The organism is Kushneria indalinina DSM 14324, assembly GCF_003385845.1.
GTDB lineage: Bacteria > Pseudomonadota > Gammaproteobacteria > Pseudomonadales > Halomonadaceae > Kushneria > Kushneria indalinina.
This window is the reverse complement of record NZ_QRDJ01000007.1, coordinates 758,379-771,099: the sequence shown is the minus strand read 5'-3', so window position 1 is coordinate 771,099 and position 12,721 is coordinate 758,379. Positions and strand designations below refer to the sequence as shown.

The 12,721-nt window shown below is 63.6% G+C and carries 13 protein-coding genes; all 13 read left to right on the top strand.

The window, feature by feature from the left end:
• Nucleotides 1-60 precede the first annotated feature (60 nt).
• The 13 genes from bioB to C8D72_RS10155 all read left to right on the top strand — a co-directional run bounded on the left by bioB (nt 61) and on the right by C8D72_RS10155 (nt 12,714).
• Nucleotides 61-1,134 (top strand): biotin synthase BioB, encoded by a 1,074-nt coding sequence (gene bioB, locus C8D72_RS10215; RefSeq protein WP_115854293.1) that lies wholly within the window; start codon nt 61-63, stop codon nt 1,132-1,134.
• Complete coding sequence (gene bioF, locus C8D72_RS10210) at nt 1,118-2,335, top strand: 8-amino-7-oxononanoate synthase (RefSeq protein WP_245955219.1); 1,218 nt, start codon at nt 1,118-1,120, stop codon at nt 2,333-2,335. Before bioB ends, bioF begins: the two co-directional genes overlap by 17 nt.
• Nucleotides 2,332-3,090 (top strand): alpha/beta fold hydrolase, encoded by a 759-nt coding sequence (locus tag C8D72_RS10205; RefSeq protein WP_115854292.1) that lies wholly within the window; start codon nt 2,332-2,334, stop codon nt 3,088-3,090. Before bioF ends, C8D72_RS10205 begins: the two co-directional genes overlap by 4 nt.
• The gene (bioC, locus tag C8D72_RS10200; RefSeq protein ID WP_170140564.1) at nt 3,080-3,907 is read left to right on the top strand and encodes a malonyl-ACP O-methyltransferase BioC; all 828 of its coding nucleotides are present in this window, start codon (nt 3,080-3,082) and stop codon (nt 3,905-3,907) included. The genes C8D72_RS10205 and bioC overlap by 11 nt, the downstream gene beginning before the upstream one ends.
• Nucleotide 3,908: 1 nt before the next feature.
• Complete coding sequence (gene bioD, locus C8D72_RS10195) at nt 3,909-4,619, top strand: dethiobiotin synthase (protein WP_115854290.1); 711 nt, start codon at nt 3,909-3,911, stop codon at nt 4,617-4,619.
• On the top strand, nt 4,609-5,958 hold the full coding sequence (locus tag C8D72_RS10190; RefSeq protein ID WP_115854289.1) for an adenosylmethionine--8-amino-7-oxononanoate transaminase: 1,350 nt from the start codon (nt 4,609-4,611) through the stop codon (nt 5,956-5,958). Before bioD ends, C8D72_RS10190 begins: the two co-directional genes overlap by 11 nt.
• A gap of 137 nt (nt 5,959-6,095) precedes the next feature.
• A complete protein-coding gene (pepE, locus tag C8D72_RS10185; RefSeq protein ID WP_115854288.1) occupies nt 6,096-6,836 on the top strand; it encodes a dipeptidase PepE in 741 nt (246 codons plus the stop codon).
• A gap of 99 nt (nt 6,837-6,935) precedes the next feature.
• Nucleotides 6,936-7,268 (top strand): heme-degrading protein HmuQ, encoded by a 333-nt coding sequence (hmuQ, locus tag C8D72_RS10180; protein ID WP_115854287.1) that lies wholly within the window; start codon nt 6,936-6,938, stop codon nt 7,266-7,268.
• A 38-nt stretch (nt 7,269-7,306) separates the two neighbouring features.
• Complete coding sequence (locus C8D72_RS10175; RefSeq protein ID WP_115854286.1) at nt 7,307-8,212, top strand: oxidoreductase; 906 nt, start codon at nt 7,307-7,309, stop codon at nt 8,210-8,212.
• 145 nt (nt 8,213-8,357) lie between these two features.
• Nucleotides 8,358-9,173: an SDR family oxidoreductase gene (locus tag C8D72_RS10170; protein WP_115854285.1), complete on the top strand. Its 816-nt coding sequence runs from the start codon at nt 8,358-8,360 to the stop codon at nt 9,171-9,173.
• Between the two features lie 206 nt (nt 9,174-9,379).
• Nucleotides 9,380-9,988, top strand: a complete 609-nt coding sequence (locus tag C8D72_RS10165) for a cell wall hydrolase (protein WP_115854284.1) — start codon at nt 9,380-9,382, stop codon at nt 9,986-9,988.
• 86 nt (nt 9,989-10,074) lie between these two features.
• Complete coding sequence (locus tag C8D72_RS10160; protein WP_115854283.1) at nt 10,075-11,043, top strand: DUF2235 domain-containing protein; 969 nt, start codon at nt 10,075-10,077, stop codon at nt 11,041-11,043.
• A gap of 342 nt (nt 11,044-11,385) precedes the next feature.
• Nucleotides 11,386-12,714, top strand: coding sequence for a short-chain fatty acid transporter (locus C8D72_RS10155; RefSeq protein ID WP_115854282.1), 1,329 nt, complete (start codon nt 11,386-11,388; stop codon nt 12,712-12,714).
• Nucleotides 12,715-12,721 lie beyond the last annotated feature (7 nt).

The window sequence follows — 12,721 nt, the reverse complement described above, 5'->3', positions numbered from 1 at the left end:
TAACCAATGAGACTGGCAAGGTATCCGTCATCTTTCTAAAATTTTCAGGTTAACAACGCCATGCCCACATCTGATCACGGCTCTCCCCGCCCCGAGCGTTTTCGTCACGACTGGCAGCGACACGAAATCGAGGCGCTGCTCACCCTGCCGCTCAACGAGTTGCTGTTTCAGGCGCAGGGGGTGCATCGTCAGCACTTCGACCCCAATGCCGTGCAGATCTCCACACTGCTGTCGATCAAGACCGGTGCCTGCCCGGAAGACTGCAAGTACTGCCCGCAGTCCGGGCACTACAACACCGGGCTCGAGCGCGAAAAACTGATGCAGGTCGAGGCCGTGCTGGAAGAAGCGCGCCGGGCGAAGGATGTGGGGGCAAGTCGTTTCTGCATGGGGGCGGCCTGGAAGAATCCGCGGGCGAAGGACATGCCGTACGTTCTGGAGATGGTACGCGGCGTGCGCGCCATGGGCCTCGAGACCTGCATGACGCTGGGCATGCTCACCCGCGATCAGGCCGAAGCGCTGGAAGAGGCCGGACTGGATTACTACAACCACAATCTGGACACCTCACCGGAGTACTACGGCGAGATCATCACCACCCGCACCTACGCCGACCGGCTCGAGACGCTGGATCACGTCCGCCAGTCCGGGATGAAGATCTGCTCCGGCGGCATTCTGGGCATGGGCGAGAGCATCAACGACCGCGCAGGCCTCTTGCAGCAGCTGGCCAACCTGCCCACCCATCCGGAGAGTGTGCCGATCAACATGCTGATCCGCATTCAGGGCACGCCGCTTGAGCACGTCGAGGATCTCGACCCGATTGATTTCATTCGAACGATCGCCACTGCCCGCATTTTAATGCCCGCCTCTCACGTGCGCATGGCGGCCGGCCGCGAGCTGATGAGCGACGAGACCCAGGCGCTGGCCTTTTTCGCCGGCGCCAACTCGATCTTCTACGGCGAGCGGCTGTTGACCGCGCAGAACCCTCAGGCCAATCACGACCAGCGCCTGTTCGAGCGTCTGGGGCTCTATCCGGAGCAGCGACACGATGTTGATGACGCCACCCACGAGGCAGTCCTCGATGAACAGATGTACCGGGCACGGGTCGAGGCCATGACCACCGATGCCGCCGCCCATTGAGGTGGGCGCCGACAAGATGAATCCCTTCGAGACTGCTCTCCAGCACCGCCTCGAGCAGCAAAAGGCCGCCGGCCGATACCGCCGGCGTCGCAGCCAGCGTGATGCCGGCGTGCATACCCGGATCAATGGCCGGGACATGCTGACCTTTTGCAGCAACGACTATCTGGGACTGGCCACGCATCCACGCGTGGTCAAGGCCCTGTGTGACGGCGCGCGTCGCCATGGCGCCGGCGGTGGCGCCTCGCATCTGGTCAACGGCCATCAGGAGATCCATGACCGGCTGGAAATGCGCCTGGCACAGTGGACCGGGCGTGAACGGGCATTGTTGTTTGGCAGCGGCTACCAGGCCAACCTGGGGGTGATCTCGGCGCTGATGTCCCGTGGCGGCCACGTTGTTCATGACCGGCTCAATCACGCCTCATTGCTGGATGGCACCCTTTTATCCGGCGCGCGTCTGCATCGCTTTGCGCATGGTGATACCTCTCTGGCGGAGCAGACGCTGGCCGGGCTGGCACCGGAATCCGATCGACTGCTGGTCAGCGACGGCGTCTTCAGCATGGATGGCGACTGCGCCGATGTGAACGCACTGGCCCGACTGGCCGAGCGTTACGATACCCCGCTGATGATCGATGATGCCCACGGTCTCGGCGTGCTCGGCCAGCACGGCGCAGGGACGCTTGAAGCGCAGAATATGCCCCCCGACCGGGTGCCGATTCTGGTCGGCACGCTGGGCAAGGCGCTGGGCACTCAGGGCGCCTTTGTGACGGGCAGCCACGCGCTGATCGAATCGCTGATCCAGTTCGCCCGCCCGTTCATCTATACCACCAGCCTCTCACCGGCACTGGCCTCGGCCACCCTGGCCGCACTGGACCTCGTTCAGACCGAACCCGAACGGCGCGCCCATCTGCACCGCCTGATCCAGCGATTTCGCCAGGAACTGGCCACGCTGGCGCTGCCGGGCATCACGCTGATGCCTTCCGAGACGCCCATTCAACCCCTGCTGGTCGGCAGCGAACAGGCAGCGATGGCGCTTTCCGAGAGTCTTTATGAGGACGGCATTTTATGCACCGCCATTCGCCCGCCCACGGTTCCACCCGGGCAATCGCGGCTGCGCGTGACGCTGTCAGCGGCCCACACGGAGGCCGACCTGGATCGACTGCTCACCGCCCTCGAGCGCTGCTGTCGGACAGTGACCTCATGATGACCGCCTCTCCAACCCTGATCCTGCTGCCCGGATGGGCCATGGCGCCCTCCTCGCTGATGGCGCTGGCCGCCGAACTCAAGGCGCAGCTGCCTGGCTGGGTCATCGACTGCCCACCCCTGCCGGCCACCAGTGATGACACCCTCGAGATCTGGCTCGACGACCTCGATGCCCGCCTGCCCGAGCATGCCTGGCTGGCCGGCTGGTCGCTGGGCGGTATGCTCGCCATGGCGCTGGCCGAGCGGCGCCGCGGGCGCTGCCCCGGCGTCATCACGCTGGGCAGCAACTTAAGCTTCGTGACCCGACATGACTGGCGGTGCGCCCTGCCCCCGGCCACCCTTGCGACCTTTCAAGGCCGCTGGGAAAGCGCCCCGGAAAGGACCCGATCACGCTTTTTCGCGCTGGTGGCCCGCGGCAGCGCCTCGTACTCCTCGATGATCCGATACCTTGAAGCCCACGCCGCCCCGATGCGGGCTGAACAGGCCCTGGCCGGGCTGTCGCTGCTGGCTCACATCGACCTTCAGGCGCGGCCCATCCCAGGTCACTGCCCGAGGCTGCATCTTTTTGCCGAGCTTGATGCGCTGGTGCCCTCGCATGCCGGTGAGGCCATCCACGAGCGACATCCCGATAGCAGCACGGTCCGCCAGCTTGCTGACACCGGTCACGCTTTCCCGCTGGAGCATCCTGAACAGTGCGCCCGACTCATGGCGACCTTTATCAAACAGAGCGGGACAGGAGATGCCCATGAGCACTGAGGCGGCCCTGACCCTCAAACACCGCATCGCGATGAGCTTTTCAAAGGCCGCACACCAGTACGACGACTACGCCGGGCTACAGCGCGAGGTAGCCGATGCCCTGCTCGAGAGGCTTCCGGCAGATAACACGCTGAACCGTCTGGCAGATGTCGGCTGTGGCACCGGTCATGTCACCCGGGGCCTGCGCAAGCGCTATCCGAACGCGCGGATTACCGGCATCGACCCCGCAATCGGGATGCTTGAGGAAGCCTCGCGCCGCCACGGCAATGAGCGCCTTTGCTGGCAGTCGGGCGAGGCTGAGGCGCTGCCTTTTGAAAACCAGTGTCTGGATTTGGTGGTTTCCAGTCTGGCCATCCAGTGGTGTGCCACACCAAAAGGTTTTCTAAAGGAGGTCGAGCGCGTGCTGCGCCCGGGCGGGTGGCTCGCCTTTACCACACTGCTCGATGGCACCCTGGGCGAGCTGAAAGCCGCCTTTAACACGCTTGAATGCCGCCCCCGAGGAAATGTTTTTCTCGATTTTGAAACGTTTCAAGAACACCTGAACCTCAGCTCCCTGACCACACACTCGCTCAGCGTCAGCGATCACCAGGCCTTTCATGGCAATGCTGCCGAGAGCCTGGGAGCGCTGAAGGCTGTGGGTGCCGCCACGCTTGACAGGCCGTCGCGTGGGGGTCTGATGAGCCGCCGACACTGGAAGCATGTCATGCAGGCGCTGGAGCGCTTTCGAACGTCGAAGGGCCTGCCAACCACTTACCGGGTCGCTTTTGTGGTGATGCAAAAACCCGATGTTTTTTCCCATGACGGATCGAACCCCTGACATGACCCCTGCCGCCTATTTCGTGACCGGCACCGATACCGATGCCGGCAAGACCCTGATTACCTCAGGCCTGCTGCACGCCGCCCGTGCCCGTGGACTGACAACGGCTGCCGGCAAACCTGTCGCCTCCGGCAGCGAGCGCACATCACACGGCCTGCGCAACGCCGATGCGCTGGCCCTTCAGGCCCAGTGTACGCCGGCCCTACCCTATGACGCGGTCAATCCGCTGGCGTTTGAACCGGCCATCGCCCCCCATATTGCCGCCAGTGAAGCCGGGCTCGAGTTGTCGGTGGCGTCGCTTCTGGCGCCCATGCAGACACTAATGGCCGCCAACGCCGACCTGACCCTGATCGAAGGCGCCGGTGGCTGGCGCGTGCCTCTGCGCAATGACGCCTGCCTATCCGACCTGGCCGTGGCGCTGAGCCTGCCGGTCATTCTGGTGGTAGGCGTGCGGCTGGGCGCCATCAATCATGCCCGACTGACCCTGGAGGCCATCGAACGCGATGGCCTGAAGGTCGCCGGCTGGGTGGCCAACGTCATCGATGACCGCACTGCTCGGCTGGGGGCCAACCTGGCCACGCTCGAAGCGTGGTTGAGCCGGCGTGGCGGCATTCCCTGTCTGGGCCTGGTGCCTCATCTTGTGGCGCCGACCCCCGAGCGGGCCGGTGCCTGTCTTGATCTCAAAGCCTTACTGGAGCCTCATGAACGATAACGCCACATGGATGCAGCGCGACCTCACCAGCCTCTGGCATCCCTGCACGCAGATGAAGGATCACGAAACCCTGCCGGTCGTCCCCATTCGCTCGGGCAAGGGCGTATGGCTCGAGGATTTCGAGGGCAAACGCTACCTGGATGCGATCAGTTCCTGGTGGGTCAATATCCTTGGCCACGCCAACGAGCGCATTAATGAGCGAATCAAGTCCCAACTCGACACGCTCGAGCACGTCATATTGTCGGGCTTCACCCATCAACCGGTGATCGAACTCTCCGAGCGGCTGGGCCGGCTGGCCCCCGAGGGCCTGGGGCACTGCTTTTATGCCGACAACGGCTCCTCGGCGATCGAGGTGGCGCTGAAGATGAGCTACCACTACTGGCATAACCAGGGTCGCCCGGAGAAACGCCGCTTTCTGACCATCACCAACGGCTATCACGGTGAGACGCTCGGGGCACTTTCCGTCGGCGATGTGGCGATTTTCACCGACACCTATCGCTCGCTGCTGCTGGATGTCATCAAGGTGCCGGCGCCGGACGGCTTCGGTCTGCCGCGCGATCAGTGGGTTGAGCAGGCCCGGGCGGCCTTTGCCCACATGGAGGCCGCGCTTGAGCGTCATGGTGATGAACTGGCCGCCGTGATTGTCGAGCCGCTGATCCAGTGCGCCGGCGGCATGCGCATGTACCCGCCGCAGTATCTGACCTGGCTGCGCGAAGCGTGCGATCGACACAACGTGCAGCTGATCTTCGATGAAATTGCCGTGGGGTTCGGGCGTACCGGCACGATGTTCGCCTGCGAGCAGGCCGGCGTGCGTCCGGACTACCTGTGTCTGTCCAAGGCGATTACCGGCGGCTATCTGCCGCTGTCGGTGGTGATGACCACCGATGAGATCTACGCCGCCTTCTATGACGACTACTCAACGCTACGGGCCTTTTTGCACTCGCACAGCTACACCGGCAATCCGCTGGCCTGTGCCGCAGCGCTGGCCACGCTCGATATCCTCGAAGATGATGACGTGATTGCCACCAATCGCGCCAAATCGGCCCGTATCGATCAGGTGACGGCGCCGCTGCGCGAGCACCCGCACGTCGGCGATGTCCGCCAGACCGGCATGGTGGTGGCCATCGAGATGGTCAAGGACAAGACGACGCTTGAACCCTATGACTTTCGCGAGCGCCGCGGGCTGCAGGTCTTTCAGCACGCCATGTCCCGTGGCGCGATGCTGCGCCCGCTGGGCAACGTGATCTACTGGATGCCGCCGTATGTGATCACCCCGGAGGAGATCGACTTTCTTGGCGCCGTGACCCGGGAAGGGCTGGAGGTGGCGACCGGGCAGTAGCGTCACCCTCACTGGCTTTTGACACAAAGAGCCCGGCCGGGCTCTCCTTTTTCAGACCTCACTGTTGCGCCTGTCGTTGAAGCCTTGTCGATGTTGCCTGTTATATTAGAAAAGCAATTAACGAAAGAATGGATCGCATGCCACGACTGCTACTGCTGAGCAGCGCCATGGCCGGCGATACCGGCTATCTGGCGTACACCCGTCCTCTGATCGAGGCGTTTTTGAGCGAACATCCCACGCCCGTCACCCACGCACTGTTTATTCCGTATGCCGGCGTCAGCCGAAGCTTTGACGCCTATCTGGACAACGTGCGTCCGATACTTGAGTCCTGCGGCATCGCGCTTGACGGCCTTCATGACAGCGATGACCCCGTGGCGGCGGTGCGCAGTGCCCAGGCGCTCATTGTCGGCGGCGGCAATACCTTTGCACTGGTCAGCCGGCTTTATGACGCCGGCCTCATGGACCTCATCCGCGAGCGCGTGCGTAAGGGACTGCCCTATATCGGCTGGAGCGCCGGTGCCAACATCGCAGGCCCGACCCTGTGTACGACCAACGATATGCCGATCGTCGAGCCGCCGAGCTTTCGCACACTCGAGCTGGTGCCCTTTCAGATCAATCCGCACTTCATTGCCGGCAAGAGCGCCGGGCATCATGGTGAAAGCCGGGAAGAGCGCCTGAAAGAGTATCTGGCGCTGAACCCGACGATACAGGCGGTGGCCCTGCCAGAGGGCACCGCCCTGCGGCGGGAAGGCGAGCGGCTTGAACTGCTTGGCGACCAGGATGCCTGGCTTTTCACCCATCATGACACCCAAGCGCTTTTAGCGGGGCAGCCCTGCGATGTCCTGCTCGAGCCCGACAGCGCCAGACTGGCGCCATAAGCGATGCGCATCTTGCCCGAACGCCTGCAAGGTGCCATCGTCTTGTCATGATCGGGCGCGTGATGTGCCCGATGGCTTAAGATGACAGGAGCGTGTGCGGTGTTTATTGCCATGAACCGTTTTCGGGTCAATCCCGAGCGTGTGGAAGAGTTCGAGAAGCTCTGGCTGGAGCGTGAGACCCATCTGCAGGGCCTGCCGGGGTTTGTCGAGTTTCATATGCTGCGCGGACCCAGCGAGGAAGATCACGTGCTCTACGCCTCGCATACGATCTGGCGATCGCGTGAGGATTTCGACGCCTGGACCCACTCCGAGGCCTTTCGCGCCGCCCACGCCAACGCCGGCCAGAGCCGCCGCGAGGGGCTCTATCTGGGGCCGCCGAAGTTCGAAGGCTTTGAGGTCATCCAGACCATCAGCGAACAGGATCACGCCTGATCGCGTGACCGCCCGTTTGTCCACTGCGGAGCATTGTTATGAGTGATCACGCTGATCGACGCCCGTTGGCGGTGGTGACCGGCGCCAATGCGGGACTGGGGTTTGAAACCACCCGCGCCCTGATGCATCAGAACTATCGGGTCATCGTGGCGGCCCGAAACGAGGAAAAGGGGCAGGCGGCGGTCGATGCAATACGGCAGGAGTCGCCCAAGGCCGACGTGCGTCTCGAGCTGCTCGATCTCAATCGGCTGACCTCGGTACGCGAATTTGCCGAGCGGGTTCAGGCGCGTGAACCGGCGCTGGATCTTTTGATCAACAATGCCGGCGTCATGGCGCTCCCCGAGCGCGAGCTGACCGAGGAGGGCTTCGAGCGTCAGTTCGGCGTCAACTACCTGAGCCACTTCCTGCTGACCAGCCTGTTGCTGCCACAGCTGATGCACGCCGCGGCCCCCCGGGTGGTGCAGCTGTCAAGCCTTGCCCACCGGGGCGGGCGCATCGATTTCGATGACCTGCAGGGCGAGCGCCATTACGATCCGTGGCGCGCCTACCGACAGTCCAAGCTTGCCATGCTGATGTTCAGCCAGACCCTGCAGCGCCACAGCAACACGGAACTATGGGGGCTGGACAGCCTGGCGGCGCACCCGGGGCTGTCGCGTACGGCGCTGTTTAACCATGGCGTGCAGAGTCGGCCGCTGGTGGGCACGCTCTTTCGTCTGGCCATGCCGCTGTTGAGCCAGAACGCCGCCGAAGGCGCCCGTCCCACGATCCACGCCGCCACCGCCAGCGATATTCGCCCGGGCGACTATTTCGGCCCGGAGGGCACGGGGGAGACGCGCGGCGCCCCCAAACGCGCCCGCCTCTCAAACGCTGCCCGGGATCAGACCCAGGGCGAGCGGCTCTGGCAGGTCTCCTGTGAGTTGACCGGCGCCGAGTGGCGCGCCTGATCGCTTCCAGCGCCCGGTTATCACGCCTGCCTGCGACACGACGCCCCGGGCATTGAGCTGGCACAGGGCCCAAGCGACTGCTTTATTGAGGGCCCTTTGAGGCGTCATGGACATGACGCCACCTGCCAGCCATAGGGAGTTCATCATGGGCAGAATCGATCAGCGCATTGCCGTCGTGACCGGTGCCGCCACCGGTATCGGTGCCGCCACGGCAAAAATGTTCGCCGAGGAAGGCGCCACCGTCATCTGCGCCGACGTCAACGAAGCGGAAATCGAGCGCACGGTCAGCGCCATTCGCGATGCCGGCCTGCGGGCCGAAGGCCACCGGCTGGATGTCTCCAGCGAAGAGGACGTGAAACGCTTCGCCGAGCAGGTAAGGGCCGATCACGGACGACTGGATATTCTCTTCAACAATGCCGGCGTCGATCAGGAAGGCGGCAAGCTGCACGAATACCCCACCGAGCTTTTCGATCGCATCATCGCCACCGACCTGCGCGGCACCTTCCTGGTCAGCAAGTACCTGATTCCGCTGATGCTGGACAGCGGCGGCTCGATCATCAACACCACCTCGATGTCGGCCTCCGCCGGCGATCTCGACCGCTCGGGCTACAACGCCGCCAAGGGCGGGGTGGCCAACATGACCAAGACCATGGCGATCGACTACGGCCGCAGCGGCATTCGCGTCAACGCCCTTGCTCCCGGCACCATCGAGACGCCGCTGGTCAGCGACCTGGCCGGCAGCCCGGAAGATGACAGCGGCCGCCAGTTCCGTGAGGCCCAGAAATGGGTGACGCCGATGGGCCGGCTCGGCAAGCCCGAAGAGATAGCGAAGGTGGCGCTGTTTCTGGCCAGCGACGACAGCTCGTTTGTTACCGGCGAGACCATCCTCGCCGACGGCGGCGTGATGGCCTATACATGGCCCGGCAAGATGCTGTTTGAAAAGGGCTGGAAAACCAACTGAGCCTCTTCTCTCAAAGCGCCCGTTCGGGCGCTTTTTGTCTGTGCCGCTGTCGTCCTGCTCTTGAAGCCCGTTCTGGCCCTGAAGACAGGTCTGATCCTGGAGACCAAAGACAGTTCTGGTCCTGAAGACCGCCCTGGCCTTAAAGACGCTTTCCCGACGCTTGCGAGGATGGGTAGGATAAGAACTCTTTCGCCACGAGAGCTGTCATGCGCCACGTCCTGATCCTTGTCGCCTGCCTTGCTGCCGGTCTGAATGCGTCCATCCTTCACGCCGCGGAAACCACCCAGCGTGCCGTCGCGCAGCAAAAGGCGCAGGTACTGGAACAGCGCGCCTCCAACGAGGGCGGCGTTCAGCCCCCGCCACCCGACGTTCGATTGACCCGTGACGGGACCCGCGCCATCGATCCGCGCGGCCAGGCGCCGCTCAACGACGCCGTGAGCTGTCTGGCCCGCTCCATCTACTGGGAAGCCAAGGGCACCAACGCACGCGAGATGGAGGCCGTGGCCAATGTGATCATGAATCGTCTCGGCAGCGGCCGCTTTCCCACCACCCTGTGCGACGTGGTGCAGGAAGGCTCGGAGACCGGCAGCTGCCAGTTCTCCTGGTGGTGCGACGGCCGTCCGGACGAGGCCAATGAGCTCAAGGAGTACGCCGCCGCCCGCGAGATCGCCCGAAAGGCGCTCAACGGCAGCCTGATCGATCGCACGCACGGGGCGCTGTTTTTCCATCACCGTGGCATCACGCCGAGCTGGGCCTCAAGCTTTGTGCAGACCACGCAGACCGACGAGTTCCGCTTCTATCGCCCACCGGGCTGATCGGCGCCTGATGTGCTGGCACAGGCGCTGCCAGCCGCTACGCTAAAGGGCCTGGCATTACTCCTGCACCAGGCGGAGCGGCATCCATGGGCAAGAATCTCGTCGTGTGCTGCGATGGCACCAATCAGCAGTTCAGTCGCGTCAATACCAATGTGGTCCATCTGTTTCGATCGATCGTGCGCCACGGCGATCAGCAAAAGGCCTTCTACAGCCCGGGCGTGGGCACCTTTGCGGCCTCCTTTTTCGGCGTGGGCGTGGGTCAGACGCTGGGGCGCGCTCTGGGCACCGCCTTTGGCTACGGCATCCAGCAGAACATGGAGGATGCCTACCGCTTTTTGATGAACGAATACGAACCCGGTGACCGGGTCTTTCTGTTCGGCTTCAGTCGCGGCGCGTTCATGGCCCGCTCGCTGGCGTCGATGATCGACCGCTGCGGGATTCTCTATCCGCATCACGAGAACATGGTGCAGGAAGTTACCCGACGCTATCTGCGCGGGGACGACGCCACCAGCTTCAAGACCTTCCGCGAGACCTTTTCCCGCCCCTGCAAGCCCTGGCTGGTCGGCGTGTGGGACACCGTCGGCGCACTGGGCTGTCTGATCTCGCTGCGTAAATTCCACAACCGCCGCCTGAGCCCGGGCGTGCGCTACGCCTATCACGCGCTGGCGCTGGATGAAAAGCGTCGGCCCTTTTCCCCCACGCCCTGGGACGAGAGCAAGGCCGGGGACGAGCAGCACATCGAGCAGCGCTGGTTCGCCGGCGGCCACAGCGACGTGGGTGGCGGGAATTCCGAACGCGGGCTTTCCGACATCACCCTGCGCTGGATGCTGGAGCGCGCGGTCGAGCATGGATTGCAGCTGGAAGGCGACCCGCTGTCCCGGATTCACGGCGACCCGACAGGCCCGCTGCATCAAAAGTCATCGGGCCTGTGGCGGCTGCTGGGCACTCAAAGACGACACTACCCACCGGATGCCCTGATCGATGAGAGCGTGCAGCAGCGCATCGAGCAGGTCGAGGGCTATCAGCCGGCGGCACAGGAAGAAAAGCCGGACTGACGCCGACCCGCTGTTGTGCGCCCCCTTTCGTCAGGGCTTGATCAGAAGCAGCGCATTAATGAGCTGTCGCCCTACCTGATATCTGCCAGGGCCTGGGCATCAGCGCCCGGCAATGAGCACTCTTTTGGTGCACCCATGTCAGCCGCTTCCTCCCGGGGCGCGCCAAAGGATTCATCAAACCCGCTTCAAACTGAAGTTCCCTGTCCCAGCGCTCTCATGAGCACTTCGGCCCATGCAGCGCTCGCCTCCTGACGTCTAGCTTTCGTGAGCGGCCGGGGCATCGTCGATGCTTGCTGCTGCCTGTTGCCGTGCGCCAAACCATCCTCGGGAGCTTCATCCTTCATGCGTGTCATTGGTCGTCTGTTTACTCATATTGCCGTTCGCTATCTGCCCGACGCCTTTGTCTTTCTGTTTTTCCTCACGCTGGTGGTCCTGGGGCTGGGCATCATCTGGGGCGACGGCCATTCGCCCCGCCAGGTGCTGGATTACTGGGGCAACGGTTTTTTCAGCATCTATGAATTTACCTGCCAGATTATCCTGGTGCTGGTGAGCGGCTACGCCCTGGCCCATACCCGACCGGTGCGCCGCGCGCTGATCGCCTTTACCCGCCTGCCGCGCACCGAGGTGCAGGTGATCGTGGCCACTACGCTGATCGCCATGCTGTGCAGCTGGATCTCCTGGGGGTTCGGGCTGGTGGCCGGCGGGCTGGTGGCCCGCGAAATGGGTATCGTTCACCGCGGCCGGGTGCATTATCCGCTGGTGGTGGCGGCAGCCTACTCGGGCTTTATCGTCTGGCACGGCGGCTATGGCGGCTCGATTCCGACCGTCATCGCCAATCCGGGCCACTTTCTGGAAGCCGAGATGGGCATCATACCGGTGTCGCAGACGGTCTTTTCGATCGGCAATCTGGCCATTCTGGCGGCCATGATCCTGGTGGTGCCGGCGGTGCTGGTGTCGATGCGCCCGCGCGGTAACGAGCCCCGCGTGAGCCTGCCGGACAGCGAGCAGAGCGATGACAGCCCCGCCGCCCCGATGCCGGATCAGGCACGCATGACGCCGGCCCAGCGCCTTGAATATTCGCGCCTGATTCCGCTCACCCTGGGCACGATCGCGCTGCTCTGGCTGCTGGATCATTTCGTGACCGGCGGCGGGGTCAACATCAACACCGTCATTCTGGGCTTTTTCGCCCTGGGGCTGGTGTTTTCCCGCCACGCCCGCGAATACATCGTCTTTTGTACCGGGGGCTCGCGCACGGCCTACGGCATCATCATGCAGTTCCCCTTTTACGCAGCGATGATGGGCGTGATCGCCGGCACCGGCATGGCCGCCGATATCGGCAGCGCGCTGGTCTCGATTGCCAGCAGCGAGACGCTGCCGTTCTACTCGTTTTTAAGCGCCGGACTGATCAACTTCTTCATCCCGGCCGGCGGCGGCCAGTGGATCATGCAGGGGCCGATTGTCATCGATGCCGCTCAGCAGCTCGATGCCAGCATGGCCAACGTGGCCCTGGCCGTATCATGGGGCGATGCCTGGACCAACATGGTTCAGCCCTTCTGGACACTGCCACTGCTGGCGATTGCCGGCCTGCAGATTCGCGACATCATGGGCTATACCTCGGTCGTCATGCTGGTCAGCGGTGTGGTGCTGGGCATCGCCATGTTTTTGATCTGATCTTCCC

What these genes read in the sequence shown, in the direction of transcription:
- bioB (WP_115854293.1), top strand. Translation starts at nt 61, where the DNA reads ATGCCCACATCTGATCACGGCTCTCCCCGCCCCGAGCGTTTTCGTCAC.
- C8D72_RS10170 (WP_115854285.1), top strand. Translation starts at nt 8,358, where the DNA reads ATGGGCAGAATCGATCAGCGCATTGCCGTCGTGACCGGTGCCGCCACC.
- C8D72_RS10155 (WP_115854282.1), top strand. Translation starts at nt 11,386, where the DNA reads ATGCGTGTCATTGGTCGTCTGTTTACTCATATTGCCGTTCGCTATCTG.
- C8D72_RS10165 (WP_115854284.1), top strand. Translation starts at nt 9,380, where the DNA reads ATGCGCCACGTCCTGATCCTTGTCGCCTGCCTTGCTGCCGGTCTGAAT.
- pepE (WP_115854288.1), top strand. Translation starts at nt 6,096, where the DNA reads ATGCCACGACTGCTACTGCTGAGCAGCGCCATGGCCGGCGATACCGGC.
- C8D72_RS10190 (WP_115854289.1), top strand. Translation starts at nt 4,609, where the DNA reads ATGAACGATAACGCCACATGGATGCAGCGCGACCTCACCAGCCTCTGG.
- C8D72_RS10205 (WP_115854292.1), top strand. Translation starts at nt 2,332, where the DNA reads ATGATGACCGCCTCTCCAACCCTGATCCTGCTGCCCGGATGGGCCATG.
- C8D72_RS10175 (WP_115854286.1), top strand. Translation starts at nt 7,307, where the DNA reads ATGAGTGATCACGCTGATCGACGCCCGTTGGCGGTGGTGACCGGCGCC.
- bioD (WP_115854290.1), top strand. Translation starts at nt 3,909, where the DNA reads ATGACCCCTGCCGCCTATTTCGTGACCGGCACCGATACCGATGCCGGC.
- bioC (WP_170140564.1), top strand. Translation starts at nt 3,080, where the DNA reads ATGAGCACTGAGGCGGCCCTGACCCTCAAACACCGCATCGCGATGAGC.
- bioF (WP_245955219.1), top strand. Translation starts at nt 1,118, where the DNA reads ATGCCGCCGCCCATTGAGGTGGGCGCCGACAAGATGAATCCCTTCGAG.
- C8D72_RS10160 (WP_115854283.1), top strand. Translation starts at nt 10,075, where the DNA reads ATGGGCAAGAATCTCGTCGTGTGCTGCGATGGCACCAATCAGCAGTTC.